27 protein-coding genes are annotated in these 25,833 nt (G+C 61.8%); 11 read left to right on the top strand and 16 right to left on the bottom strand.

Features of this window, described 5'->3' with window-relative positions:
- Positions 1 to 27: 27 nt before the first annotated feature.
- From arsC to PMI20_RS25405, 3 genes are read left to right on the top strand one after another with little or no spacing between them, the layout of a single operon-like run.
- Positions 28 to 381: an arsenate reductase (glutaredoxin) gene (gene arsC / locus PMI20_RS25395; protein WP_007931799.1), complete on the top strand. Its 354-nt coding sequence runs from the start codon at positions 28 to 30 to the stop codon at positions 379 to 381.
- Positions 378 to 983, top strand: coding sequence for an NAD(P)H:quinone oxidoreductase (gene wrbA, locus PMI20_RS25400; protein WP_007931797.1), 606 nt, complete (start codon positions 378 to 380; stop codon positions 981 to 983). The genes arsC and wrbA overlap by 4 nt, the downstream gene beginning before the upstream one ends.
- Positions 976 to 1,401 (top strand): DUF2069 domain-containing protein, encoded by a 426-nt coding sequence (locus PMI20_RS25405; RefSeq protein WP_007931795.1) that lies wholly within the window; start codon positions 976 to 978, stop codon positions 1,399 to 1,401. The genes wrbA and PMI20_RS25405 overlap by 8 nt, the downstream gene beginning before the upstream one ends.
- A 111-nt stretch (positions 1,402 to 1,512) precedes the next feature.
- Here PMI20_RS25405 and PMI20_RS25410 read toward each other — a convergent pair whose 3' ends face one another.
- Together PMI20_RS25410 and ttcA are read right to left on the bottom strand one after the other, a co-directional pair.
- Positions 1,513 to 2,184 carry a DNA-3-methyladenine glycosylase I gene (locus tag PMI20_RS25410; RefSeq protein ID WP_007931794.1) on the bottom strand — a complete coding sequence of 224 codons (672 nt, stop codon included), beginning with the start codon at positions 2,182 to 2,184 and terminating at the stop codon, positions 1,513 to 1,515.
- 76 nt (positions 2,185 to 2,260) lie between these two features.
- Entirely contained in the window at positions 2,261 to 3,085 is an 825-nt protein-coding gene (gene ttcA, locus PMI20_RS25415) for a tRNA 2-thiocytidine(32) synthetase TtcA (protein WP_007931792.1), read from the bottom strand.
- 279 nt (positions 3,086 to 3,364) lie between these two features.
- On the opposite strand from ttcA, the gene PMI20_RS25420 reads away from it, so the two are divergent.
- A complete protein-coding gene (locus tag PMI20_RS25420; protein ID WP_007931790.1) occupies positions 3,365 to 3,967 on the top strand; it encodes a Yip1 family protein in 603 nt (200 codons plus the stop codon).
- A gap of 144 nt (positions 3,968 to 4,111) precedes the next feature.
- Positions 4,112 to 4,603, top strand: a complete 492-nt coding sequence (locus tag PMI20_RS25425) for a SprT family zinc-dependent metalloprotease (protein WP_007931787.1) — start codon at positions 4,112 to 4,114, stop codon at positions 4,601 to 4,603.
- 16 nt (positions 4,604 to 4,619) lie between these two features.
- Here the strand turns inward: PMI20_RS25425 and PMI20_RS25430 are convergent, their stop codons facing one another.
- Together PMI20_RS25430 and PMI20_RS25435 are read right to left on the bottom strand one after the other, a co-directional pair.
- Complete coding sequence (locus PMI20_RS25430; protein ID WP_007931785.1) at positions 4,620 to 5,801, bottom strand: CaiB/BaiF CoA transferase family protein; 1,182 nt, start codon at positions 5,799 to 5,801, stop codon at positions 4,620 to 4,622.
- Positions 5,802 to 5,952: 151 nt separating this feature from the next.
- Positions 5,953 to 7,287 (bottom strand): dicarboxylate/amino acid:cation symporter, encoded by a 1,335-nt coding sequence (locus tag PMI20_RS25435; RefSeq protein ID WP_007931783.1) that lies wholly within the window; start codon positions 7,285 to 7,287, stop codon positions 5,953 to 5,955.
- 346 nt (positions 7,288 to 7,633) lie between these two features.
- On the opposite strand from PMI20_RS25435, the gene PMI20_RS25440 reads away from it, so the two are divergent.
- Positions 7,634 to 8,632 (top strand): AraC family transcriptional regulator, encoded by a 999-nt coding sequence (locus PMI20_RS25440; RefSeq protein ID WP_007931781.1) that lies wholly within the window; start codon positions 7,634 to 7,636, stop codon positions 8,630 to 8,632.
- Positions 8,633 to 8,641: 9 nt separating this feature from the next.
- On the opposite strand, the gene PMI20_RS25445 is transcribed toward PMI20_RS25440, so the two are convergent.
- From PMI20_RS25445 to PMI20_RS25455, 3 genes are all read right to left on the bottom strand, one after another.
- Positions 8,642 to 9,988 carry an ATP-binding protein gene (locus PMI20_RS25445; protein ID WP_007931779.1) on the bottom strand — a complete coding sequence of 449 codons (1,347 nt, stop codon included), beginning with the start codon at positions 9,986 to 9,988 and terminating at the stop codon, positions 8,642 to 8,644.
- A complete protein-coding gene (locus PMI20_RS25450) occupies positions 9,985 to 10,662 on the bottom strand; it encodes a response regulator (RefSeq protein ID WP_007931776.1) in 678 nt (225 codons plus the stop codon). Before PMI20_RS25450 ends, PMI20_RS25445 begins: the two co-directional genes overlap by 4 nt.
- A 118-nt stretch (positions 10,663 to 10,780) precedes the next feature.
- Positions 10,781 to 11,383 (bottom strand): hypothetical protein, encoded by a 603-nt coding sequence (locus PMI20_RS25455; protein ID WP_007931772.1) that lies wholly within the window; start codon positions 11,381 to 11,383, stop codon positions 10,781 to 10,783.
- Positions 11,384 to 11,526: 143 nt separating this feature from the next.
- On the opposite strand from PMI20_RS25455, the gene PMI20_RS25460 reads away from it, so the two are divergent.
- Both PMI20_RS25460 and PMI20_RS25465 read left to right on the top strand, forming a co-directional pair.
- On the top strand, positions 11,527 to 12,318 hold the full coding sequence (locus PMI20_RS25460; RefSeq protein WP_007931770.1) for a dienelactone hydrolase family protein: 792 nt from the start codon (positions 11,527 to 11,529) through the stop codon (positions 12,316 to 12,318).
- 103 nt (positions 12,319 to 12,421) lie between these two features.
- The gene (locus PMI20_RS25465) at positions 12,422 to 13,147 is read left to right on the top strand and encodes a 4'-phosphopantetheinyl transferase family protein (protein WP_007931768.1); all 726 of its coding nucleotides are present in this window, start codon (positions 12,422 to 12,424) and stop codon (positions 13,145 to 13,147) included.
- 27 nt (positions 13,148 to 13,174) lie between these two features.
- On the opposite strand, the gene PMI20_RS25470 is transcribed toward PMI20_RS25465, so the two are convergent.
- The 3 genes from PMI20_RS25470 to PMI20_RS25480 all read right to left on the bottom strand — a co-directional run bounded on the left by PMI20_RS25470 (position 13,175) and on the right by PMI20_RS25480 (position 16,039).
- Entirely contained in the window at positions 13,175 to 14,785 is a 1,611-nt protein-coding gene (locus tag PMI20_RS25470) for an ATP-binding protein (protein WP_007931766.1), read from the bottom strand.
- The gene (locus PMI20_RS25475) at positions 14,782 to 15,507 is read right to left on the bottom strand and encodes a winged helix-turn-helix domain-containing protein (RefSeq protein WP_007931765.1); all 726 of its coding nucleotides are present in this window, start codon (positions 15,505 to 15,507) and stop codon (positions 14,782 to 14,784) included. Before PMI20_RS25475 ends, PMI20_RS25470 begins: the two co-directional genes overlap by 4 nt.
- 364 nt (positions 15,508 to 15,871) lie before the next feature.
- Positions 15,872 to 16,039 carry a hypothetical protein gene (locus PMI20_RS25480; protein ID WP_155738300.1) on the bottom strand — a complete coding sequence of 56 codons (168 nt, stop codon included), beginning with the start codon at positions 16,037 to 16,039 and terminating at the stop codon, positions 15,872 to 15,874.
- Between the two features lie 199 nt (positions 16,040 to 16,238).
- Between PMI20_RS25480 and PMI20_RS25485 the strand changes: the two genes are divergently transcribed.
- A complete protein-coding gene (locus PMI20_RS25485; RefSeq protein ID WP_007921632.1) occupies positions 16,239 to 19,130 on the top strand; it encodes a ribonucleoside-diphosphate reductase subunit alpha in 2,892 nt (963 codons plus the stop codon).
- Between the two features lie 368 nt (positions 19,131 to 19,498).
- Here PMI20_RS25485 and flgE read toward each other — a convergent pair whose 3' ends face one another.
- From flgE to PMI20_RS25515, 6 genes are all read right to left on the bottom strand, one after another.
- The gene (gene flgE, locus PMI20_RS25490) at positions 19,499 to 20,824 is read right to left on the bottom strand and encodes a flagellar hook protein FlgE (protein WP_007921631.1); all 1,326 of its coding nucleotides are present in this window, start codon (positions 20,822 to 20,824) and stop codon (positions 19,499 to 19,501) included.
- 30 nt (positions 20,825 to 20,854) lie between these two features.
- Positions 20,855 to 21,583 (bottom strand): flagellar hook assembly protein FlgD, encoded by a 729-nt coding sequence (flgD, locus tag PMI20_RS25495; protein ID WP_007921630.1) that lies wholly within the window; start codon positions 21,581 to 21,583, stop codon positions 20,855 to 20,857.
- A gap of 15 nt (positions 21,584 to 21,598) precedes the next feature.
- Positions 21,599 to 22,042, bottom strand: coding sequence for a flagellar basal body rod protein FlgC (gene flgC / locus PMI20_RS25500; protein WP_007921629.1), 444 nt, complete (start codon positions 22,040 to 22,042; stop codon positions 21,599 to 21,601).
- A 3-nt stretch (positions 22,043 to 22,045) separates the two neighbouring features.
- Positions 22,046 to 22,453: a flagellar basal body rod protein FlgB gene (gene flgB / locus PMI20_RS25505; protein ID WP_007921628.1), complete on the bottom strand. Its 408-nt coding sequence runs from the start codon at positions 22,451 to 22,453 to the stop codon at positions 22,046 to 22,048.
- Between the two features lie 244 nt (positions 22,454 to 22,697).
- On the bottom strand, positions 22,698 to 23,525 hold the full coding sequence (gene cheR / locus PMI20_RS25510; protein WP_007921627.1) for a protein-glutamate O-methyltransferase CheR: 828 nt from the start codon (positions 23,523 to 23,525) through the stop codon (positions 22,698 to 22,700).
- Between the two features lie 44 nt (positions 23,526 to 23,569).
- The gene (locus PMI20_RS25515) at positions 23,570 to 24,502 is read right to left on the bottom strand and encodes a chemotaxis protein CheV (RefSeq protein ID WP_007921626.1); all 933 of its coding nucleotides are present in this window, start codon (positions 24,500 to 24,502) and stop codon (positions 23,570 to 23,572) included.
- A 73-nt stretch (positions 24,503 to 24,575) separates the two neighbouring features.
- Between PMI20_RS25515 and flgA the strand changes: the two genes are divergently transcribed.
- Both flgA and flgM read left to right on the top strand, forming a co-directional pair.
- On the top strand, positions 24,576 to 25,337 hold the full coding sequence (gene flgA / locus PMI20_RS25520; protein ID WP_007921625.1) for a flagellar basal body P-ring formation chaperone FlgA: 762 nt from the start codon (positions 24,576 to 24,578) through the stop codon (positions 25,335 to 25,337).
- 150 nt (positions 25,338 to 25,487) lie between these two features.
- The gene (flgM, locus tag PMI20_RS25525; protein ID WP_007921624.1) at positions 25,488 to 25,808 is read left to right on the top strand and encodes a flagellar biosynthesis anti-sigma factor FlgM; all 321 of its coding nucleotides are present in this window, start codon (positions 25,488 to 25,490) and stop codon (positions 25,806 to 25,808) included.
- Positions 25,809 to 25,833 lie beyond the last annotated feature (25 nt).

Below are 25,833 nucleotides of genomic sequence, written 5' to 3' on the forward strand. Positions count from 1 at the left end.
CCACCTTACGCAAGATGCGACCCGCCCATGACCGATCTGACGCTTTATCACAACCCGCGCTGCTCGAAATCCCGCGGTGCGCTGGAACTGCTGGAAGCCCGTGGCCTGACCCCGACCGTGGTCCGCTACCTGGAAACCCCGCTCGATGCCGCCCAGCTGCAAAGCCTGCTGGGCAAGCTCGGGATCGGCGCCCGCCAGCTGCTGCGCACCGGCGAAGACGAGTACAAGACCCTCAACCTGGCCGACGCCAGCCTGAGCGAAGCGCAGCTGATCGCCGCCATCGCCGCGCACCCGAAACTCATGGAACGGCCGATTCTCGAAGTCGGCGACAAGGCCATCATCGGCCGGCCGCCGGAAAACGTGCTGGAGATCCTGCCTTGAGTACGCCGTACATCCTGGTTCTCTACTACAGCCGCAACGGCTCGACCAACGAGATGGCCCGGCAGATCGCCCGGGGCATCGAACAAGGTGGCATGGAAGCGCGCCTGCGCACCGTGCCGGCGATATCCGCCGACTGCGAGGCCGTGGCCCCGAGCATCCCGGAAGACGGCGCGCTGTACGCCAGCCTCGACGACCTGAAGCACTGCTCCGGCCTGGCTCTGGGCAGTCCGACCCGGTTCGGCAACATGGCCGCGCCGCTGAAGTACTTCCTCGACGGCACCAGCAACCTGTGGCTGACCGGCGCCCTGGTGGGCAAGCCGGCCGGGGTGTTCACCTCCACCGCCAGCCTGCACGGCGGCCAGGAAACCACCCTGCTGTCGATGATGCTGCCGCTGCTGCACCACGGCATGCTGATCACCGGCCTGCCCTACAGCGAATCGGCCCTGCTGGAAACCCGTGGCGGTGGCACGCCTTACGGTGCCAGCCACCATGCCGGCGCCGACGGCAAGAGCCCGCTGAACGAGCACGAGGTCGCCCTCTGCCGCGCCCTGGGCCTGCGCCTGGCCAAGACTGCCCTGCAACTGGAGAGCAGCCGTGGCTAAAAAGCCGAAGATCCTGCCGGCCATCGAATGGCTGGAGCCGCGCGTACGCATCACCCGGGTGCTGAGCCTGATCTGTTTTTTCGGCCTGGTCGGCCTGCTCTGCGGCTACTACCTGTTCGTCGCCGACCTGCACGGCGCCCGGCCCTGGGTGATCCTGCTGATCGAACTGGTGCCGCTGCTGTTGATGGCGCCGGGCATGCTGGTGGGCAGCGCCCGCGGGCATTCCTGGATGTGCTTTGTGGTGAACCTGTATTTCATCAAGGGCGCGCTGGCCGCCTACGACCCGAACCGGCAACTGTTCGGCATCCTGGAAATGCTGACCAGCCTGGCAGTGTTCTGCTCGGCCCTGCTCTACGTGCGCTGGCGCTTCCAGCTCAACCGCAAACTGGCGGGCGAAGGCCAGGTCAGCGCCGCCTGACGGCGAGCTATCGCGGGCAGGCCTCGCTCCCACAGAACACCGAATGCTTCTGTAGGAGCGAAGCTTGCTCGCGATGAACGATGACGCGGTACTCCAGGGAACAAGCCCCGATCAGTGATTGACCGTATACGCCAGCATCATCGAGATCTGGCACAGCGGCCGGCCACTTTCGGCGTGCCACTGGTTGAAGGCGCTCTGCACGGTGGCCAGGTCCTTGAGGCTGCTGGGCACCTTGTCGATGATCTGCTGCGCATTCAGTGCCGCCACCACGTCATAGGTCGGCACGAAGGTGTCCTTGCCGACCATCCGCAGAAAGCGCGGGGCCGACAGGCCGCCCAACTGATGACCGTGCTTGGCCAGGTACTTCCACAGGCCGACGATATCGGTCACCGGCCAGTCGGCGATCAAGGCGCCGAAACTGCCCTTCTCCTTTTCCACGTCGAGCACCATCTGCGCATTGCGCGGCACGCTCTTGAGCTTGCCCAGGTGGCGAATGATCCGCGTGTCCTGCATCAGCCGCTCGAGGTGCTCGGCGCCCATCAGCACCACTTTCTCTGGGTCGAAGCCAAAGAACACCTCTTCGAAGGCCGGCCACTTGGCGTCCACCAGGCTGTGCTTCAAGCCGGCGCGGAATACCCGCAAGGCCAGGGTCGAGAGATAACGGTCATCGCTGATCTTGCGCAATTGCGCCGGGGTTTTCGGCACCGGCAGATGGGCTTCCAGCTCGGCCGCCGAACCGAAGCGGTTCAGACAGTATTCGTGCAGCCACTTGTAATCGCGCATGCCCTCTCCTAATGACGATAAAGAAACGGCGCTCGAAGGAGCGCCGTGATTCCACGATACAGAGCCGCGAGACGACTCAGAGGTTTACCACATTGACGAAACGCGAAGCCGCGGTTTCATCGATCTTCAGGCTGGTGAAGTCGAACAGATTGCGGTCCGCCAGCTGCGACGGCACCACGTTCTGCAGGCCGCGGAAAATGCTTTCGGTACGGCCCGGGGTCTTGCGTTCCCATTCCTGGAGCATTTCCTTGACCACCTGGCGCTGCAGGTTTTCCTGGGAGCCGCAGAGGTTGCACGGGATGATCGGGAACTGCTTGAGGTCGGAATAGGCCTGGATGTCCTTCTCGCTGCAATAGGCCAGGGGGCGGATCACCACATTACGCCCGTCGTCGGCCCGCAGCTTGGGCGGCATGGCCTTGAGCGAGCCGTTGTAGAACATGTTGAGGAAGAAGGTCTCGACGATGTCGTCCCGGTGGTGACCCAGGGCCATCTTGGTCGCGCCGATCTCGTCGGCGAAGGTGTACAGGGTGCCGCGACGCAGGCGCGAGCACAGCGAACAGGTGGTCTTGCCTTCCGGTATCAGTTCCTTGACCACCGAATAGGTGTCCTTCTCGACGATGTGGTACTCCACACCCAGTGTCTCGAGGTAGGCCGGCAGCACGTGCTCGGGGAACCCGGGCTGCTTCTGGTCCATGTTCACGGCGACGATGTCGAACTTGATCGGTGCAACCTTCTGCAGGTGCATCAGCACGTCGAGCATGGTGTAGCTGTCCTTGCCGCCGGACAGGCAGACCATGACCTTGTCGCCGTCTTCGATCATGTTGAAGTCGGCGACCGCTTCCCCGGCCTGACGGCGCAAGCGTTTCTGCAGTTTGTTCTGGTTGACCGTAAGAGTGCCCATGGCGCTTGAAATCCGCGGTGTGTGACGAAAAGCCGGTCATTTTACGCAAAAACCGCGCGCGGGCGAAGCGCCGGGCGCCAGTCGACCGATCAAATCGCCGAATGCGATTACCAGCCGCGCCGACAGCGCGATTTGCTCTAACACCCATGACCTTTGCAGGTCAGTCCTTTCTATACTGCGACATAAGGTCGCACGCATATTCAGACCTTTACTTACTTGGCCGCTGGCCCGTAGGCGCTCCGTTGGGGGGCGATGGCAATAACAAAGGAGTGACTGACTATGATTCATCATGTCGTGGGACTCTTCACCCACCCCGATCAGGAATGGCGAGAAATACGTGGCGACGAAGAGGAAAGCATCAGCCACATGTACCTCACCCACACGCTGATTCTCGCGGCGATTCCGGCGATTTCGGCGTTTATCGGCACCACCCAGGTCGGTTGGGTCATCGGCAATCGAGCACCGGTCATGCTGACCATGGAAAGCGCGCTGTGGATGACCATCATGTCGTACCTGGCAATGCTGGGCGGGGTTGCGGTCATGGGCGCCTTCGTCCACTGGATGGCCCGCACCTACGACGCCAGCCCGAGCCTGGCGCGCTGCATCGCGTTCGCCACCTATACCGCGACGCCCCTGTTCATCGGTGGCCTGGCGGCGCTGTATCCGCACATGTGGCTCGGTATGATCGTCGGCACGGCCGCCATCTGCTACACCGTCTACCTGCTGTATGTCGGGTTGCCGACCTTCATGAACATTCCCTCGGACGAAGGTTTCCTGTTCTCAAGCTCCGTACTGGCCGTTGGGCTGGTGGTACTGGTCGCGATCATGGCGTTTACCGTGATCGTCTGGGGTCTTGGCGTCGGCCCCGTTTACACCAACTGACGTCGCTCAAAAAACCAACACAATCTGCCAACACAGGCCGCCGCAAGGCGGCCTTCTAATCTGCGCAACGACCATTCGGCGCCTGGACGATTCGGAATGCATCGGCTTTGCGGCATACTCACCCGCTCTGGAGAGCCGTTAAGCATGCCCGAGCAACTCAATACCCGCGTCGAAGACTGTTTCCAACTCGCTGAATCCTTTTTCAAACGACCTTTCAAACGCCCGGTGGTCAGCCTCAAGTTGCGCGGCCAGAAAGCCGGTGTCGCCCACCTGCACGAGAACCTGCTGCGCTTCAACCCGCAGCTGTACCGGGAAAACACCGAAGACTTCCTCAAGCAGACCGTGGCCCATGAAGTCGCGCACCTGATCGCCCACCAACTGTTCGGCGAGCGCATTCAGCCCCACGGCGAAGAATGGCAACTGATCATGCGCGGCGTGTACGAACTACCGCCCAATCGCTGCCACACCTACGAGATCCAGCGCCGCAGCGTGACCCGCTACATCTACCGCTGCCCCTGCGACAACGACTTTCCGTTTTCCGCCCAGCGCCATCGCCTGGTCGCCCAGGGCCGGCGTTATCTGTGCCGGCGTTGCCGGCACACCCTGGTGTTCAGCGGCGAGATGCGGGTGGAATGAACCCGGTCCTGGCGCCCTACAGGATGACCCGGCCCTGGCGTAGCTCAGCGATGCGCTGCGCGCTGTAACCCAGCTCGGCCAGCACCTGGTCGCTATGGGCCCCCAGTTCCGCCCCGATATGCCGCGGCTCCGGCAGCCCCTGGGAAAACTTCAGCGGGCAGGCCATCTGCGCCTGGTAGCTGCCATCGCCACGCGGCACCTGGCTGACCAGTTGCCGTGCCTGCAACTGCGGATGCGCCACCGCCTCCGCCAGGCCCAGCACCGGTTCGACGCAGGCGTCGACCCCAGCAAACAATTCGCAGAGCTCGGCAAAATCGTGCTTCTCGAACTCGACCTGCAAGGCCTGCTTGAGCGCCTGCTGTTGTTCCGGCTGCGGCGACAGCCCCTGGGCCGCCAGTTCCGGACGCCCCAGGGCCTTGCACAGCGCCTGCATGAACGGCGGCTCCAGGCTGCCCACCGACAGCCAGCGACCATCCCGACTGCGGTAATAGTCATAGAAGCTGCCGCCATTGAGCACCTGCTGCTCCGCCGCGGGCTCGATCCCGCACGCCAGGTAGCCGGCCCCGGCCATGGCGTTCAGGCTGAACACGCAATCGGTCATGCTCACGTCCAGGTGCTGCCCCAGGCCGCTGTGCTGGCGGGCAATCACCGCCGCCAGCAGGCCGATGACCCCATGCAGCGAACCGCCGGCGATGTCCGCCGCCTGGATGCCCAGGGGCAGCGGCCCGCTGTCCTTGCGCCCGGTGTAGCTGGCCAAGCCCGCCAGGGCCAGGTAATTGATGTCGTGGCCGGCGCGATCCCGGTACGGGCCGGTCTGGCCGTAACCGGTGATCGAGACATAGATCAGCTTCGGGTTCAGCGCCTTCAGCGCCTCGTAGCCCAGCCCCAGGCGCTCCATCACCCCGGGGCGGAACTGCTCCAGGACGATGTCGTATTCCAGCACCAGTTGGCGGATCACCTCCAGCGCCTCGGGCTGCTTGAGGTCCAGCGCCAGGCTGCGCTTATTGCGATTGAGGTAGGCATGGCTGGCGGAGACGCCCTGATCGTGGGGCGGCAGCACCCGCAGCAGGTCCGTGCGGGTCGGCGATTCGATGCGCAGCACCTCGGCGCCCATGTCCGCCAGCAGCAAGGAGGCGAACGGCCCCGGCAGCAGCGTGGAGAAATCCAATACCTTGAGTGACGCCAGTGGCCCGTGCATGAGTACCCTCCCTTGCCGATTGACTGCCCACAGAGTAGGCAGCGTCTCGAGGCCCGGCAATCACCGCAAGCGCCACCCGGGCTGACCGTTGCGCTCAAACCCCGGGCATGAAAAAACCCGCCGCAGCGGGTTTTTCATCGACGTGGTGAAGTTACTTCACGGACGTCGGGGTTGGGCCTTCGGCAACGCCCAGGTCATCTTCTTCGCGAGTGTCGCTGATAGCACGACCACCGGAAGCCAGCTCGGCCTGCAACTGGTCTTCGTCCAGCTCCTTGACCCACTTGGCGACCACTACGGTGGCTACCGCGTTACCCACCAGGTTGGTCAGCGCACGGGCTTCGGACATGAAACGGTCGATACCCAGGATCAGCGCCAGGCCGGCCACCGGCAGGTGACCCACGGCCGACAGGGTCGCCGCCAGCACGATGAAGCCGCTACCGGTCACGCCTGCGGCGCCTTTGGAGGACAGCAGCAGCACCAGCAGCAGGGTGATCTGGTGAGTGATGTCCATGTGGGTGTCGGTCGCCTGGGCGATGAACACGGCCGCCATGGTCAGGTAGATCGAAGTACCGTCGAGGTTGAAGGAGTAACCGGTGGGGATCACCAGGCCCACTACCGATTTCTTCGCGCCCAGGCGTTCCATCTTGATCAGCATGCGTGGCAGGGCCGATTCCGAGGAGGAAGTACCCAGCACGATCAGCAGTTCTTCACGGATGTAGCGGATCAGCTTCAGCACGCTGAAACCGTGGGCGCGGCAGATGGCGCCCAGCACCACCAGCACGAACAGCACGCAGGTGATGTAGAAGCAGATCATCAGCTGGCCCAGCTGCACCAGCGAACCCACGCCATAGGCGCCGATGGTGAAGGCCATGGCGCCCAGCGCACCGATCGGCGCGAGCTTCATGATCATGTTGATGATGTTGAACATCACATGGGCGAAACGGTCGATGAAGTCCAGCACCGGCTTGCCATAGGCACCCAGGCGGTGCAGGGCGAAACCGAAGATCACCGAGAACATCAGCACTTGCAGGATGTCGCCGTTGGCGAAGGCGCCGACGATGGTGTTCGGAATGACGTTGAGGATGAAGCCGACGATGCTCTGATCCTTGCCGGCGGTGACGTAGGCCGCCACTTTCGAGGCATCCAGGGTGGACACGTCGATGTGCATGCCGTTGCCCGGCTGCACCACGTTGACCACAACCAGGCCGATCAGCAGGGCGATGGTCGAAACGATTTCGAAGTACAGCAGCGCGTAGCCACCGGTCTTGCCCACCGATTTCATGTTCTGCATGCCCGCGATACCGCTGACGACCGTACAGAAGATGATGGGCGCGATGACCATCTTGATCAGTTTGATGAACCCGTCACCCAGGGGCTTGAGGGCCACACCGGTCTGCGGGTAGAAGTGACCGAGCAGGATGCCGATGGCGATGGCAACGATCACCTGGAAATACAGGGATTTGTACAGTGGCTGACGAGTCGTCATTGCAAAGTTCCTCAAGAGCACCGTTGCACACCATCCATCGATGCACACGACGCCTAAAGTGCGAACCCTCCTGCACTGGAGGGATTTGTTGTGTAGAACCGCGGGGAACACCTTTCGCTGCTCCCTTCTCCTTGCTCGCTATCGCAAAGCCCGTGCCAGCTTGCCAAAAAACCCTGAAGGCCTTTGGACATCAGGGTTTGCGCTCGCCTTCGCTCTCCCTGCCCCTACATGAAGTGGCGGATTTCCGCCCATCGCCCGACGCTCGTCCTACAATTTGGCGGATATCCGCCTTGCCCAGTCGTTGTCGGCTGTTAACATCCGCCACTTAATGGACGGATCAACCTTCATGCGCGAACGCACCATCGCCAGTCATTTCGCCCGCGCCGCCCTGGGCGGGGCGCGCCGACGGGGCTACGACTATTCGGAGCTGCTGCAGACCCTGGGCATCAGCCTCGAACTGCTCAACGAACCCAAGGCCCGTATCGCCCCCGAGCAGTTCGCCAGCCTGCTGCAACAGCTCTGGCAAATCCTGGACGACGAGTACCTGGGGTTTGGCGACGGCCCGAGCAAGCGCGGCACCTTCGCCATGATGTGCCACGCCCTGATCCACTGCAGCAACCTGGAAAAGGCCCTGCAGCGCGGCCTGCTGTTCTATAGCCTGTTCCCCCAGGCACCGCGGCTGAGCCTGACGCGCGAAGGGGACATGACCCGCCTGAGCCTGGACGACGCCGCACTGTGGGACCCGGACCATTTCCTCAGCGAGAGCCTGCTGGTGATCTGGCATCGCCTCGGCAGTTGGTTGATCGGCCAGCGCATCCGCCTCGAGCAGGCCTGTTTCAGCTACCCGAAACCCGAGCACGGCAACGAATACGACCTGCTGTTCCCCTGCCCCCTGATGTTTTCCCGCGACTGCAGCAGCCTGCTGTTCCACAGCCGCTACCTGAGCATGCCGCTGCTGCAGGACGAACGAACCCTCAAGCACTTCCTTGAACGCTCCCCCGCCGACCTGCTGGCCCGCCCGGACGACGGCGACAGTCTGAGCAGCCAGCTGCGCCGCCTGCTCAGCCGCGACAGCAACCATTGGCCGGACCTGGAAAGCATCGCCCAGCACCTGCACATCAGCCCGCAGACCCTGCGCCGGCACTTGCGCGAAGAAGGCACGAGTTTTCAGGGGTTGAAGGATCAGTTGCGGCGCGATATCGCCATCTACCACCTGCGTCGGGCCGACCTGTCGTTGCAACAGATCGCCGAGCAGACCGGCTTTTCCGAGCCATCGGCCTTTCACCGCGCGTTCAAGAAGTGGACCGGGCTGACCCCGGGCGCCTACCGCGCCCAGGAAATCTGAGCGCGCCGATCAAATCGCCGGGAAGTGAATGCGGAACGCGGCCCCGCCCAGGGTGGAATCGCCAAGGGTCAGTTGCGCGCCGTAGCTGTCGATGATGTCCTTGACCACCGCCAGGCCGATCCCCTGCCCCGGATGCTGGCGATCCAGCCGTTCGCCGCGCTGGAGAATCCGCGCCCGCTGGTCCGGCGGCACGCCCGGCCCGTCGTCCTCGACACACAACTGCGCGCCGTGGAGGTCTTGGCGGACACTGATGCGCACCTCGCTCAGGCACAGGCGGTAGGCGTTCTCCAGCAGGTTGCCCAGCAATTCGAGCAAGGCTCCATGCTCGATCGGCACATAGCAGCGCTCCGGCAGATCGAACGAGACCCGCACCTGTTTGTCGCGGTAGACCTTGTCCAGGGTGTCGCACAGGCTTTTCAGCACCGGACGCAAACGCACTTGGTGGCGCACCAGGCCGCTCTTGCGCAGGCTGGCGCGCTGCAGCTGGTAGCTGATCTGCTGGCTCATGCGTTCGATCTGGGTCTGCAGCACCCAGGCCTGTTCGCGGTCTTGAGGACGCAGGGCCATGTCCTCGCTGACCCCTTGCAACACCGTCAGCGGGGTCTTCAGGCTGTGGGCCAGGTCATCCAGGGAATCGCGATAACGGCTGCGTTGCTCGCGCTCGCTGTGCAGCAGGCGGTTCAACGAGCCGGTCAGGCGCAGCAGTTCGCGTGGATGTTCTTCGCTGAGGCTTTGCCGGGTGCCGCTCTCGATTTCGTCCAGCTCCTGGCTCAGCCGGCGCAATGCCTGCAGGCCCCAGGTCAGGCCGAGCCAGAGCAGCGCCAGGAGCACCAGCAACGCGGCGCCGAACCCGAGGTAGAGGTTTTCCCGCACCCCTTCCAGGGTCAACTGGTACTCACGCACCGGCTGCAAGGCGACGATGCTGAACGCCGCGCTTTTACCGCCCAGCAGCTTGACCTCGACGTCGTAGACGAAAAACTCCTGGCCGTTGACCTCGCGGATACGCGCGAACTCGTTGCCGCGCCCGTCATACCGCGGCTTGTAGTTGATGTTCTCTTCCTGGGTCGCCTTGGAGCGCCAGACCAGCCGCCCTTCCCGGTCGTAGATGTAACCCAGGAGACGGCTGTCGGTCAGGTTGAAACGCTCGTCCGGCAGTTGCGCCGGCATTTGCAGGTGATTGTTCTCGACCCGGGCCGCCGAGATCAGCGTGGTCACGTCGGAGGCCAGGCGCTGCTCGATGGAGTCCTGCAGCGCCAGGCTGAACGCGCCTTGCATGGCCGGCAACAACGCCAGCATGAACAGCACCGCCAGCGTCGTGGCCGCCAGCATCAGGCGCAGGCGTAACGATCGGATCATCGGCAGCGCTCGTTGAACAGGTAACCCAGGCCACGCACGGTATCGATGGGCTTGAAGCCCGACGGCCCTTCCAGCTTGCGCCGCAGGCGGCCGACCAGCACCTCGATCACGTTCGGATCGCGCTCGTCATCGTCCGGGTACAGCTGCTCCATCAGCCGGTCCTTGGCCACCACCTGCTGATGGTGGCGCATGAGGTACTCGAGAATCCGGTACTCGTAGGCGGTCAACGCCAGCGGCTGTTCGTCGAGCGAGGCCTGCTTGCGATTGAGGTCGAGCAGCAGCGGGCCGGCGATGATGGTCGACTGGGTGAACCCGCTGGAGCGACGCAGCAGCGCATTCAGGCGTGCGTCCAGCTCCTCGAACTGGAAGGGCTTGACCACATAGTCGTCGGCGCCGGCGGCCAGCCCTTCGACCTTGTCCTGCCAGTTGCCGCGTGCCGTCAGGATCAGGATCGGAAACGCCTTGCCCCGCGAGCGCAGCTGGCGGATCAGGTCCAGCCCGCCCATGCCCGGCAGGCCCAGGTCGATCACCGCCAGATCATGGTTGAACTGCTCGGTCTGATACAGCGCCTCCTCGGCATTGGCCACGGACTCGACCACATGGCCGCTGTCCGTGAGGCGGGTTTGCAAGTGATGGCGCAGCAGCGCCTCATCTTCAACGACGAGCAGTTTCATACAGCTCTCCCAGGCAAAATTCGACATCTCCAAGGGCGCTCAGGCGCCCTGATCGTATATATGGCAACGCCGGATCTTGCCTTGGCAGATCCGGCGCGCTCAGAACCAGGACAATATTTTAGAAAGCGTAGTTGGCCGACAGGTAGGTCTGGGCGCTGCTGGTCAGGCTCAGCGAACCCTGCTTGCTGCCACTGCGCTCGCTCATCTCGGTGCTGGCATTGCTGCGCAGGTAACGGTAACCCAGTTCGACCGAGGTGTTCTGTGAAACCTGCTGCAGGACACCGGCCTGCACGCCGACGGCATAACCGATATCGCTGTCGCGGCTGAAGCCTGGGGAATCCTGGGTCAGCTTGGTCAGGCCCGCGGTACCGCCGCCGAACAGCTTGGTGCTGCTGGTCACCGGCAGGAACACATCGTAGCTGCCGAGCAGGTTTTCCTGGCGCAGTTTAATGCCATTGTGCGAGCCGGAGACATTGTCGTAGGTGGCGTAGTAGCGGTGCTGGTCATTCTGCTGACCCAGGCGCACGCCCCAGGTGTTGTCCTTGCCGATCACACCGTCGGCGTTCGGGTTGTTCAGGTTGCTGTTGAGCAGGCTGGACTTCTTGACCTTGTCGCTGGTCTGGCCATAGGTAAGGCTGGCGAAGTTGCTGTCGGCGGCCTGGACGACAGCGCTGGCGCCGAGAACAGTGAAGGCCAGGATCATCTTCTTGAAAGTAGTCATGGGTATTTCCTCATTCGCTATGTGTTTTTGGGTACGGAGCCAGACTACCGACCCCGCCCTGAACTCCCCCTGAACACACTCTGAACCTCGGCTGAATCAAATCGACTAGGCTGTCTGGCAGTCTTTTAAAAGGAGAACGGACCATGCGCGCGCTTTTCGCTTGCTTGTTGTTGGCTTTCTGCGGCTTGAGCCAGGCAGCCATCAAGACCCAGGAAATCCCCTACCAGAGCCCCGACGGTACCCGGCTCATCGGCTACTACGCCTATGACGACAGCCTGCAAGGGCCACGTCCCGGCGTCGTGGTGGTGCATGAGTGGTGGGGCCTGAACGACTACGCCAAACGCCGGGCCCGGGATCTCGCGGCCTTGGGTTACAGCGCCCTGGCCATCGATATGTACGGCGACGGCAAGAACACCGAGCACCCGAAAGACGCCATGGCCTTCATGCAGGCCGCCTCGAAAGACAGTGCCGCCGCCAGCGCGCGCTTCAAGGCCGGGCTCGACCTGCTGAAGAAACAACCGCAGACCGACCCGGCCAAGCTGGCCGCGATCGGCTACTGCTTCGGCGGCAAGGTGGTGCTGGACGCAGCGCGCCAGGGCCTGCCCCTGCTCGGTGTGGTGAGTTTCCATGGCGCCCTGGTCACCAGTACCCCGGCCACTCCCGGCAGCGTCAAGGCGAAAATCCTGGTGGAGCACGGCGCCCTCGACAGCATGGTCACCGCCGATAACGTCAGCGCCTTCAAGGCAGAAATGGACAAGGCCGGCGCCGACTACCGGTTCGTCAACCTCGAGGGCGCCAAGCACAGCTTCAGCAATCCGGATGCCGACCGCATGAGCCACGGCGAACATGGCGGGCTGGACATCGGCTACAGCAAGGCCGCCGATGAACGCTCATGGGCGGACATGCGAGAGTTTTTCAAAAAGCTGTTCGACTGACCCCGCGTCGACCGCCCCGAGACCTCAATTCCCGGGGCGGCGGCATCGAGGCCGACGCTTGCCAGGCTACCCTCCAGCCTTACAACCCGGCAAAATGCCTGGCATGAATCACATCCCCACCCTCCCCGCCTGCTGCACCCCACTCGACGACCAGTGGCCGCTGCCCGACGCCCTGCCGGACACCGTCCTGCTCGGCACCCATTTCGATGCCTCGCGCTTGGCCAGCAACGACTTCCAGCGCAGCGCCATCGAGCCGCCCGCGAGCATTCAACGTTCGGTGGCGAAACGGCAGGCCGAGTTTCTCGCCGGTCGTTTCTGCGCCCGCGCCGCCCTGCATCGCCTGGATGGCCTGGACTGCATTCCGCCGATCGGCGAGGACCGGGCGCCGGTCTGGCCGACGCACATCAGCGGCTCGATTACCCACAGCACCGGGCGTGCCGCGGCGATTGTCGCGCGCAAGGAGCATTGGCGCGGGCTGGGCATGGACCTGGAGAACCTGCTCAACAGCGAACGGGCGGAACGCCTGGCGGGGGAAATCCTCATCCCGGCCGAAATGCAGCGCATGGCTGCCGCCCCGCGGGAACAACTGGCGCTCTGGGTCACCCTGACCTTTTCGGTGAAGGAAAGCCTGTTCAAGGCGCTGTACCCGATCGTCCGGCAACGCTTCTATTTCGAACATGCCGAAGTGCTGGAGTGGACGGCCAGCGGCCAGGTCCGCCTGCGCCTGCTGACCGACCTGTCCAGCGAATGGCGCAATGGCAGTGAACTGGACGCGCAATTCGCCCTGCAGGACGGGCAACTGCTGAGCCTGGTCAGCATCCGGGCTTGATGCCCGGACGAACCTGAGCGCAAGCCTTCAACCTTTATCCTGATGCCGTGGCCAGCTCAGGCTGAAGCAGGCGCCACCGAGGGTCTTGCTCCTGCTGATCAATGCCCGGCCGTCGTGCCAGTGAATGATCCGCCGCACGATCGACAACCCCAGGCCGTGCCCACCCGAAGCGCGGGTACGGCTGTCATCCAGGCGCAGGAACGGGGTGAAGATCCGCTCCCAGGCGCTTTCCGGAACCCCTGGACCATCGTCCTCGACATCGACCCGGCAACGCATCTGCCCCACCTGGTAACTGACCAGCACCTGCGACTCGGCGTGGCGCATGGCGTTGCTCACCAGGTTCTGCAACGCCCGATGCAGGTAGCGCGGCTCGGCCTCGACCCAGGCGCCATCGCAATCCGCCGCGGACAGGCACGAACCACGCTGCACCTTGACCTGCGCGCGCAACGGCGCCAGCTCGCTGATCACCTGGTTGATCAGCGCGTCCAGGTCGATGCGCTGGAAGTTCAGCGCCGGCGAACCCTGCTCCAGCCGCGCATAGGTGAGCATTTCGTCCACCAGCCGGTCGAGGTCCTGGATATCGTTGTCCATGCCCTCCATGTACTTGTCCCGGGCCTGTGGGGTAGTCGCCGAGCCGATCATCTCCAGGCCAAAGCGCAGGCGCGCCACTGGCGTGCGCAACTCATGGGACACCGCGCGCACCAGCTCGCGCTGGATCGCCAGCAAGCGCTGCAAATGCTCGGCCATGCCGTTGAAGGCCGCCGCCAACCGTCCCACGGAATCGGCGCCACCGGCCGGCACCCGGGCTTCCAGGCTGCCCTTGGCAATGCGCGTGGCCGCCGACTCAAGGCCACGCAAGCGCCGCTCCAGCTGGCGTACCAATAAATAGACGATCAGGCCGATCAGGCTCAGGCCCAGCACCGCGATCAACACCAGCCATTGCGGCGGGTAGGGATTCATCTGGTACAGCGGACCGATTTCCAGCACCCAGGGCGTGCCCACCATCCCTGCGAACACGCGGATCGAATCGCCGCCCTTGCCCAGCGCCATCACCGTATCGCCCTCGGCAACCCGGCGACGCTGGTCCTCGTCCATGTCCGCGTCGTCCTGGGTAACCAGGTGCATGTCGAAGCCAAAGCCCTTGTTCTTTTTCAGTGCCGCCAGGCGTTCCGGCTGCTCGGCCACCGGAAAGCGCACCAGCTCGTCGGCCAGCAGATAGATAGTCGCCCGCGCCAGTTGTTCGCTGATCTGCTGCACTTCACCGGTCAGCAACAATTGCTCAGGTTCGCTGACCAGACGGTAGACCCGTGCCGCGTAAGGCCCGGTCTGCTCCACCAGGGCCTGGCCGCGCAAAACGCGGTTGCGCTGCCCGAGGTCGAGGCCGGTCTGGGTGAAGGTCTGCAGGGTCAGCGGGATGCCCAACAGGCGTTCCCACACCGCCAGGGCGCGGCGGCGCTCGATTTCGCTCATGGGTTGCAGGTTGTCGGCCATCAGCGAGAACGTACCGTGGGCCAGGCGCTCGCGGTATTGCTCGCTACGCACCTGGTTGAGCAGGTGCAGCGCCAGTACGCCCAACAGCGCCACCAGAATCAGGGCGGCGCACATGCCGCCGTAGATGCGCAGGAATATGGAATTCACGGCAACAGATCGGCAGCGGCTTCGGGGACGAACAGATAACCCTTGCTGCGGATGGTCTTGATCAGCCGCGGGTGCTCCGGGTCGTCGCCGATTTTCGGACGGATCCGCGAAATGCGCACATCGATGGAGCGGTCCTGGCCGTCATAGCCGATGCCGCGCAGGGCGGTGAAGATTTCCTCGCGGGACAGAATGCGCCCGGCGTTGGCCACCAGCAGCCAGAGCAGGTCGAACTCGGCGCTGGTCAACTCGATCCCGGCGTCGTGCAGCCAGGCCTCGCGCAAGGCGCTGTCCACCACCAGCGGGCCGAATTGCAGGCGCCGGGATTTCTCCGGCGCGCTGCTTTCCACGGGTTCGCTGCGCCGCAGCAGGGCCTGGATCCTGGCCAGCAACAGGCGCGGACGGACCGGTTTGCACACGTAATCGTCGGCACCGGTGTCCAGCCCCAGTATCTGGTCCATGTCGTCGGTGCGCGCGGTCAGCATCAGGATCGGCCCGTCGTAGCGATCGCGGACCTTGCGGCAAATGCTCAGGCCATCCTCGCCGGGCAGCATCAGGTCGAGGATCACCAGATCGGGTTGTTCGGCAATGATCCGCGCCGCAGCCAGGGCGCCATTGCCTTCGATGGCGACACGCAATCCATTGCTCTGCAGATATTCACAGGTCAACTCGGCCAGTCGCTGATCGTCCTCGACGATCAATATCTGCCACGCTTCTTGCTCCACGGTGACCTCTGCTTGCCAGATACGGGCTCAGGAAGAATCCGCCCGTCTTTTTGTAATGTGAGATGGATAAAACAATGTCTGGAAGGCCCGATTGTAGCAACGGCAAAGGCCGTGAACACAAGGCGCTGAATGCGCTCGGTAAAGGCGTTTTTTTGTGATAGGGTTCGCGCCCGCAAAAATCCGCCCCGGGCAGTTTTGCAGGGTAAAAAACAGTGACAAACGGTAGGATCCAGCCCTGCTGCGGCCTGCGTGAGGTTTACCTGCTTCATACACAATTTACGCACAACCTTATCCACAGGCTGTACGTTGCAATCACCCCCAAAAACGCATTATCTTGTAGCTCGGCTGCAAAAAAACCCTACATCTAGGGTTTCAGGCCAAAAACCAAACACAAATCAGACAAGAAACTCAAGCGCTTTTCTTGCACTCGTTTGGTGGAACCAATCGGATTTTCAGAAGCCAAACCGCGCATGCGGATGGCTGCGGTTTTCCAGCCCACGGCGAGGAAAACGGTACGGGTGTTGCAGTACATGACTGTCACCCATCAGGAATACGGTCACGAGCCACTGGCTCGCGACCTATGACTTCGGCATGGAAGCGGCGCCAACAGCCCCCCTTCCTGAACTGTCCCGAAGTCGTTATGCCCGGCGTGCGCCGGTTGTAGTGCTTCAGGACGGAACGGTGGGCACCCAAAGGGTGCCCAAACAAACATAGAGAACGTGGAGACACCCATGCAAACCGACACAACTCGCGAGAACCCGCAGGCCAAAGCGCCGCAGGCTGCCGATTCCAACCTGGATCTGTCTGCCACCGCGCCTGGCCAACTGCGAGTGATCAAGCGTAACGGCACTGTCGTTCCTTACACCGATGACAAAATCACCGTCGCCATCACCAAAGCGTTTCTCGCAGTTGAAGGCGGCACCGCTGCCGCTTCGTCGCGAATCCACGACACCGTCGCTCGCCTGACCGAGCAGGTCACCGCCACCTTCAAGCGTCGCATGCCTTCGGGCGGCACCATCCATATCGAAGAGATCCAGGACCAGGTCGAACTGGCCCTGATGCGCGCCGGCGAGCAGAAAGTTGCCCGCGACTACGTGATCTACCGTGACTCGCGCGCCAAAGAGCGCGCCACCCGCACCCCAGGCGAAGAGCCGGTGCAGGCTCACCCGTCGATCCGTATCACCCGTACCGACGGCAGCTTCGCGCCTCTGGACATGGGCCGCCTGAACACCATCGTCACCGAAGCCTGCGAAGGCCTGGAAGAAGTCGACGGCGACCTGATCCAGCGCGAAACCCTGAAAAACCTCTACGACGGCGTAGCGCTCAAGGACGTCAACACCGCCCTGGTGATGACCGCGCGCACCCTGGTAGAGCGCGAGCCGAATTACTCGTTCGTGACTGCCCGCCTGCTGATGGACACCCTGCGCGCCGAAGGCCTGAGCTTCCTGGAAGTGGCCGAGAGCGCCACTCACCACGAGATGGCCGACCTGTACGCCAAGGCACTGCCGGCCTATGTCGCCAAAGGTATCGAGTTCGAACTGCTGAACCCTGTGCTGGCCGAATTCGACCTGGAGAAACTCGGCAAGGCGATCAACCACGAGCGCGACCAGCAGTTCACCTACCTGGGCCTGCAGACCCTGTACGACCGTTACTTTATCCACAAGGATGGCGTGCGCTTCGAACTGCCACAGGTCTTCTTCATGCGCGTGGCCATGGGCCTGGCGATCGAAGAAAAACAACGCGAAGACCGTGCCATCGAGTTCTACAACCTGTTGTCGTCCTTCGACTACATGGCTTCGACTCCGACCCTGTTCAACGCCGGCACCCTGCGTCCACAGCTGTCGAGCTGCTACCTGACCACCGTGCCGGACGACCTGTCGGGCATCTACGGCGCCATCCACGACAACGCCATGCTGTCGAAATTCGCCGGCGGCCTGGGCAACGACTGGACTCCAGTGCGTGCGCTGGGCTCGTACATCAAGGGCACCAACGGCAAGTCCCAGGGCGTCGTGCCATTCCTGAAAGTGGTGAACGACACCGCAGTAGCTGTGAACCAGGGTGGCAAGCGCAAAGGCGCTGTGTGTGCCTACCTGGAAACCTGGCACATGGACATCGAAGAGTTCATCGAGCTGCGCAAGAACACCGGTGACGATCGTCGTCGTACCCACGACATGAACACCGCCAACTGGATTCCTGACCTGTTCATGAAGCGCGTCTTCGACGACGGCAAGTGGACCCTGTTCTCGCCATCGGAAGTGCCGGACCTGCACGACCTGACCGGCAAGGCCTTCGAAGAGCGCTACGAGTACTACGAAGCCCTGTGCGAATACGGCAAGATCAAGCTGTTCAAGACCATCCAGGCCAAAGACCTGTGGCGCAAGATGCTGTCCATGCTGTTCGAAACCGGCCACCCTTGGCTGACCTTCAAGGACCCGTGCAACCTGCGCAGCCCGCAGCAGCACGTGGGCGTGGTCCACAGTTCGAACCTGTGCACCGAGATCACCTTGAACACCAACAAGGACGAGATCGCCGTTTGCAACCTGGGCTCGATCAACCTGCCGAACCATATCGTCGACGGCAAGCTGGACACCGCCAAGCTGCAACGCACCGTGAACACCGCGGTACGCATGCTCGATAACGTGATCGACATCAACTACTACTCGGTACCGCAGGCGAAGAACTCCAACTTCAAGCACCGTCCGGTCGGCCTGGGGATCATGGGCTTCCAGGACGCGCTGTACCTGCAGCACATCCCTTACGGTTCCGATGCCGCTGTCGACTTCGCCGACAAGTCCATGGAAGCGGTGAGCTTCTACGCGATCCAGGCGTCCTGCGACCTGGCAGACGAGCGTGGCGCCTACGAGACGTTCCAGGGTTCGCTGTGGTCCAAAGGCATCCTGCCGCTGGATTCGCAACAGATCCTGATCGAGTCCCGTGGCCAGAAGTACATCGATGTCGACCTGAACGAAACCCTGGACTGGGCACCGGTGCGCGCCCGTGTACAGAAAGGTATTCGTAACTCCAACATCATGGCCATCGCGCCGACCGCAACCATCGCCAACATCACCGGCGTGTCGCAGTCGATCGAACCGACCTACCAGAACCTGTATGTGAAATCGAACCTGTCGGGCGAATTCACCGTGATCAACCCGTACCTGGTTCGCGACCTCAAGGCTCGCGGTCTGTGGGACTCGGTCATGATCAACGACCTGAAGTACTACGACGGTTCCGTGCAGCAGATCGAGCGTATCCCGCAAGAACTCAAGGAGCTCTACGCGACTGCCTTCGAAGTGGAAACCAAGTGGATCGTCGACGCCGCCAGCCGTCGCCAGAAGTGGATCGACCAGGCTCAGTCGCTGAACCTCTACATCGCCGGTGCTTCGGGCAAGAAGCTCGACGTGACCTACCGCATGGCTTGGTACCGTGGTCTGAAAACCACTTACTACCTCCGTGCCCTGGCCGCGACCAGCACCGAGAAGTCGACCATCAACACCGGCAAGCTGAACGCTGTTTCCAGCGGCGGCAACCACGGAGACGACTCGGTCCTGGCGGCTCCAGCCGGTCCAGCTCCAGTGCCGAAGGCTTGCGCCATCGACGAGCCGGATTGCGAAGCTTGCCAATAAGCTGAGCCGATAGGCGCCTGTCGGCGCTTATCCGAACCCCCCGACAGGCCCCTGGCCTGCCGGGGGTTTTCTTTTGCCTGGGAAAAGCCACAGCGCCGGACGGCACCCGAGGACGAAGCCCTCCCACAACTTGCTGCACGCGATTTGCCAGAAGCCCCCATCGCCAGCTTCGCGGGAATGAACCCGCCGAATACAGCCCTGCGGGCCAGGCAGCCGCAGCAGGACCGATACACCTCCTCCGCATGCCATATCCCTCATCGCGAGCAAGCTTCGCTCCTACAGAAGCAGGCCACGGCCGATGAATCTTGCAGGCACAAAAAAGCCCCTACGGTGAGGGGCTTTTTTCGAGCGCTGTCAGCCAGCCATTATCAGGTCATCTGAATAATGGTCTGCATGATGGTGCTCTGGGTGGAGATGGTCTTGGCGTTCGCCTGGTAGTTGCTCTGGGCCTTGATCAGGTCCACAAGTTCGTTGGTCAGGTTGACGTTCGACTCTTCCAGGGAGTTGGACATGATCGAACCCAGGGTACCGGTTTGTGGAGCATCGTAACCCGGTACGCCCGAAGCGTAGGTTTCTCTCCAGCTGGTGCCGCCTACCGGCTGCAAGCCTTGTTCGTTGGTGAAGCTGGCCAGGGAGATCTGGCCGATGGCCTTGTTCTGGCTGTTGCTGAAGTTGGCGAACAGGGTACCGGTGCCGTCGATGGTCAGGTTGGTGATCTGGCCAGTGGCGTAGCCGTCCTGCACCGGCAGCGAACGCGCGGTATCGGCGTTGAACTGAGTGGTGCTGGTCATGGAGATGGTCACGCCGCCGGGATTGGCGCTGGCACCGTTGGCCGTCCACGTACCGTTGGTCACAGTGCCAGGCACCCAACCCGCCAGGGTCAGGTTGTTGCCCGGATTAGGCGTAGTGGCAGGCGGAGTGATGACCGAAACCAGTTTGCCGGCGGAGTCGAAATTCATGGTCGATGCGACTGGAGCCGTAGCGCCGGTGGTGGTCGGAGCGGAACCATCGAGGTTACGACCATCGACCAGGGTGTAGGTTTTCCAGGTGTTGGCACCGGTTTTCACCATGTACTGGTCCAGCTTGTGCTCGTTGCCCTGGCTGTCATAGATCGGTGTGCTGAACTGCTTGGTGTAGGTTTCCACCTTGGTCGGATCGAAGGCAAAACCTGTCACGCTCTGGTCAATGACCGGCGCAGTGGAGTTCAGGTTGATGGTCGAGGACACCGAGCTGGTGGCCTTCGGCGACAGGTTCGAGGTGTCGATACGCAAGTCGGTCAGCACGCCGTTGACGATCTTGCCATTGGCATCGACCGCATAGCCTTGCAGGCGGGCAGTGCCATCGGTGTTGGTGATGTAGCCGTCCTTGTCAGTCTTGAAGGTACCGGCGCGGGTGTAGGTCAGCGAGCCGTTGTCGCTCAGCACGAAGAAACCCGAACCCTGGATACCCATGTCCAGTACGTTGCCGGTGTTGTTCACGTCGCCCTGGCCGAACTGCTGGGAAACGTTGGCCAGGCGCACGCCATTACCTATGGTCTTGCTACCGGTGCCCAATTTGGTGGCCGAGTAGACGTCGGCGAATTCGGCACGGGACGATTTGAAGCCGGCGGTCGCCACGTTGGCGATGTTGTTGCCGGTCACGTCCAGTTGCTTGTTGGCAGCATAGAGACCGCTAAGGCCGATATTAAAAGACATATTCCACTCCTTGTGCCGTGTTAGTCGGCTCTAGATACCAATGGTTTGAACTTTGGAGAGCGCCACGGGGCTGCTCAGTCCCGCAAGGTTCAACATCAGCTCACCGCCGGTCTGGCTGATGGTGACGCTGTTGACCGTCGCCGGCAGGTAGGTGACCAGATCGGTCGCCTTGCCATCGATCTTTGTGCTGGCCTTGAAGGTGTAATTGCCCGGATCGGCCTTGGTGCCGTCGGTCTTGGTGCCGTCCCAGACAAAGCTGGTACTGCCGGCCTTCTGGCTTCCCAGGTCGAGGGTCTTGACCGTTTTGCCATCCTTGTCGGTGATGGTCACGGTGACGCCGCTGACTCCGGTAGGCACTGTCACCGAACCGGTCATGCTCTTGGTGGTGTCGACCTGAGTGGTACCGGTCTGGACGATCACCGAACGACCCACCAGGGACGAAGCCTGCAGGGCCTGGGACGACTTGTAGTTGCCAGTGATGGAGTTCACCGAGGTATTGAGGGTGGTGATCCCTTCCAGGGTGGAGAACTGCGCCAACTGGGCAACGAATGCGCTGTTGTCCTGTGGGTCCAGCGGGTTCTGGTTTTTCAGCTGGGTCACCAGCAACTTCAGGAACGCGTCCTTGCCCAGCTCATTTTTGCCCTTGACGCTATTGGTGGCCGCCGCCAGGCCGTCATTGCTGGTGGTCGGGGTCTTCTTCGAGGAGTTCGCAAGGACCTCCTTGAGCGTCAGGCCACTGGTGGTATCGGTAACACTCATCTGAGTCGCCCCTTATCACTGACCGAGGGTCAGGACCTTCTGCATCATGGTTTTGGCGGTGTTCATCATTTCCGCGTTGGTCTGGAACGAGCGGCTGGCAGAAATCATGTCAGCCATTTCTTCCACCACATTGACGTTGGGGTAGTAGACATACCCCTTGGCGTCGGCGGCCGGATGGTTAGGCTCGTAACGCGCTTCTAGGTTGCTCTGGTCCTCGACCACACCCAGCACCTGAACGCCCTGACCGGCCGCGTCCTGGTTCTGGAACAGCGACTCGCTGCCACCGCTTTGCGCGCCCTGGAACATGGTGGCGAATACCGGATGGCGCGCACGGTAGGTCTGGTCGATGCTCGAGGAGACTGTCTCGGCGTTGGCGATGTTACTGGCGACGGTGTTCAAGCGAGTGGTCTGGGCACTCATGCCACTACCGGCAATATTGAAAACACTGGCGAGGGACATGGATTACTCTCCGCGCAGGGCTGACACCAGCCCTTTGAATTTGCTGTTGAGCAGCGTGAAGCTGGCCTGGAAGTTCACCGAGTTCTCGGCGTAGTTCGACTGTTCCAGTTGGGCATCCACGGTGTTCTGGTCGATCGACGGCTGCATCGGTGTGCGGTACAGCAGCGATTCGTCGCCGCTGCCCAGGCCTTCAGCTTCGATGTGCCGGCTGTTGGTCATGTTCAGGGCAAAGGTGCCGTTCTTGGCTTTCTCGTTCTGCTCGGCGAGCACGGCAGAGAAGTCCAGATCCCGAGCCTTGTAGTTCGGGGTGTCGGCGTTGGCGATGTTGTTGGCCAGCACCTCGGCACGCTTGGCGCGAAAGCCAAGAGCCTGCTCATGAATGCCGAGCGCTTTATCGAAGCTGATGCTCATGTCGGGAAACCTTCGACCAGATTTTTCGTAAACGGGATATAGCAAGCTGCGTGCCAAGTGCTAAAAGCCCGTAAATCAAGGCTTTGCCGGCAGCGGCAAAGCGGCAATGCCAGAAAAGCGGCAAGGCATTTCCGCGAAACGTCAGCAAAGCGGCAATGCAGCGGTTGCCGCCTCTCCTGCGCTGGCGCAATTGCGGGCACAAAAAAAGAGGCCCGAAGGCCTCTCTTTTTCAACAACGACAATCTTACTTCGCCTGGTAAATGATCCCAGGGCTGCACTGGACCATCTGGTAGTGGTCGGGCAATCCATTGAGCGCCTCGGAAGCGCCGAGAAACAGGTAACCACCCGGCTTCAGGGTGCTGTGAATGCGCATCAGGATGTCCTTCTTCACCTCGGCGGAGAAGTAGATCAGCACATTACGGCAGAACACGACATCGAATTTGCCCAGGCTGGCATAGCTGTCCAGCAGGTTGAACGAGCGGAACTCGACCCGGCTCTTGATCGGCGCCTTGACCACCCAGCGCCCCGGCCCCTTGGGGTCGAAATAGCGCTGCAAGCGATCGGCCGACAAACCGCGACCGATCGCCAGGCTGTCGTACTCGCCGGTCTTGCAGTTGTTCAGCATGGTCCCGGACAGGTCGGTGGCAACGATCTGCACCCCCATCTTCAATTGCCCCATGTTGGTCTTCTCGAACTCGTCGATCGACATGGACAACGAATAGGGTTCCTGCCCTGAGGAACAGGCCGCCGACCAGATGCGCAAGCGCTGGTTGGGGCTGGCCTTGATCGCCTCCGGCAAGACCTTGTTCTTCAACACCTCGAATGGATAGGTATCGCGAAACCATAGGGTCTCGTTGGTGGTCATGGCGTCGACCACCATCTCTCGCAAACCGCTGCGCGGCTGGGACTGAATGCGCTGAACCAGCTCCCCGAGGGACTTGATGCCTTGCTGTTCCATCAGTTTGTTGAGACGGCTCGACACCAGATATTGCTTGTTCTCACCCAGCAAGATCCCACAGGCTTTTTCCAGGAACACCCGGAACTGTTCGAAATCCAAATTACCCGTAGACAATGATGCCGCCTCTTAAATCGTGTGACCGCCAGGGATGGATATCCCTAGCTGTTATCTGCTGCTTTGATCCGGTCGACAACCCGGGATGCCAGGTCATCAGGACGAAACTTGGCAAGGAAGTCATCGGCACCGACCTTCTTCACCATCGCCTGATTGAATACACCTGACAACGAAGTATGCAGGATGATATGCAGCTTTTGCATGCGTGGATCGTTGCGTATTTCAGCCGTGAGGGTGTAACCGTCCATCTCCGGCATCTCGATGTCGGAGATCATCATCAGAAACTCTTCTTCAGGTTTCTTGCCCTCGTCGACCAGCTTGCGCAGGTAATCCAGCGCCTGTCGGCCGTCGTTCAAGGCCACCACCTCGACCCCCACGGTCTGCAGGCAACGCGTGACCTGCTTGCGCGCCACCGACGAGTCATCGACCGTCAGCACCCGCAGTGAAACAGCCTTATGCTGAGTCTCGACATCCACCACGCCGACCGAAATGGTCTCGGGCGTCGGCGCGACCTCGGCCAGCACCTTCTCGACGTCGATGATTTCCACTAACTGATTGTCGACCCGCGTCACCGCCGTCAGGTAGTGATCGCGCCCCGTCCCCTTGGGTGGCGGATGGATCTCCTCCCAGTTCATGTTGACGATGCGCTCGACCGACCGCACCAGAAACCCCTGGGTCTTGGTGTTGTACTCAGTGATGATGACAAAGGGGTTGCTCAGATCCTGCAACCCGCCTGAACCGGTGGCCATCGCCAGGTCCAGGATCGGAATGGTCGCCCCTCGAATATTCGCGACACCGCACACCACAGGACTGGATTTGGGCATCAACGTCAGTTTGGGGCATTGCAGCACCTCCCGAACCTTGAACACGTTGATCCCATAGAGCTGCTGCCCGTCGAGACGGAACAACAACAGCTCAAGGCGATTCTGCCCTACCAGTTGCGTGCGCTGGTTCACCGAATCCATTACACCAGCCATGCCAGACTCCCCAAAGCTTAAGTTCCGACGCGCGCTCATCGCTAAACGGCACGGCGCTTGCTTTTTAACTGTTATGAACGCCAAAACGACATTTTCCCGACGCCTGACATCAAACTACCGCAGATTGCTGTACGGGCTGTCGGCTTTGTTTTTTTTAAACCCTGGCCATCCTGCCGTTGCTGACTCGGTAACCCTGCCTGATCTACTTATCGGCGTCACTCAGGGGTTTCTTGAATTCACCGTAGAAGACTATTTAGCCACCAGTCAAACGCCTGGGCGCTACGAGATCCAGGTCAATCAACTCGACCCGCGGCTGCGCATGCCGCACTGCGACAAGGAATTGACAGCGACCCTGGAAAGCCCGGCGCAACCGCTGGGACGCGTGACCGTTCGCGTCCGTTGCGACGGCGCCTCGCCCTGGACCGTATTCGTGCCCGCCCAGGTCAAGCTGTTCCGCGAGGTGGTGACCACCACCCGGCCACTCAAGCGCGCCGGCATCATCAGCCCCGAAGACGTAATGCTGCGCGAGCGCGATATCGGCCAGATCAACCAGGGCTATCTGACTTCAGTGGACCAGGCCATTGGGCAGAAGCTTGTCCGACCAATGGTCGCCGACCAGCTCGTCACCCTGGTTCACCTGGAACAGGCGGAAGTGGTGCGCAAGGGCGATCAGGTGGTGATCTCTGCCCGTAGCGGCACGCTGAACGTGAAAATGCCCGGCGAAGCCTTGTCCAATGGCGGCATGAGCGAGCAGATACGGGTCAAGAACCTCAATTCACAACGGATCATCAAAGCGCGGATCACCGCGCCGGGACAGGTGGAAGTCGCCATGTAGACGACTGGCGCTGTGCACTGTTGCCCCCTAAACTGTGGCCCATGCAGGGCAACAGCGGCGCGTGCGGGCTTATCGATATTTGAGCCTAAAGTTTTCCGGCGTATTGCCGAAAACAAGTCAAGCGTCCAAATACCCAGAGGTTTTTTTACCATGGCCATCGATTTCAGCCGTTTAAACAGCTCTCCCTCACTCACCGGCAGCACGCGCACCAGCGCCAGCAAGGAAACCGGCGACGCCGACAAATCCGCGCCGCTGAACGCTCCGGCCGAACAGGCCAGCACCAGCGGGGAGTCGGTACACCTCAGTAATGAGGCTCAACAGTTGCAGAAGATCACTGACAAGCTGCGCGACCAGCCTGCCGTCGACAACGCCCGCGTGGCCGAGCTGAAGCAAGCGATTGCCGATGGCAGCTATAAAGTCGACAGCAACCGTGTAGCCAGCAAACTGCTTAATTTCGAAGCCCAGCGCTAGCCAATAAGGCCTGCGCCAGTTTTTT

The organism is Pseudomonas sp. GM17 (genome assembly GCF_000282175.2).
GTDB lineage: Bacteria > Pseudomonadota > Gammaproteobacteria > Pseudomonadales > Pseudomonadaceae > Aquipseudomonas > Aquipseudomonas chlororaphis.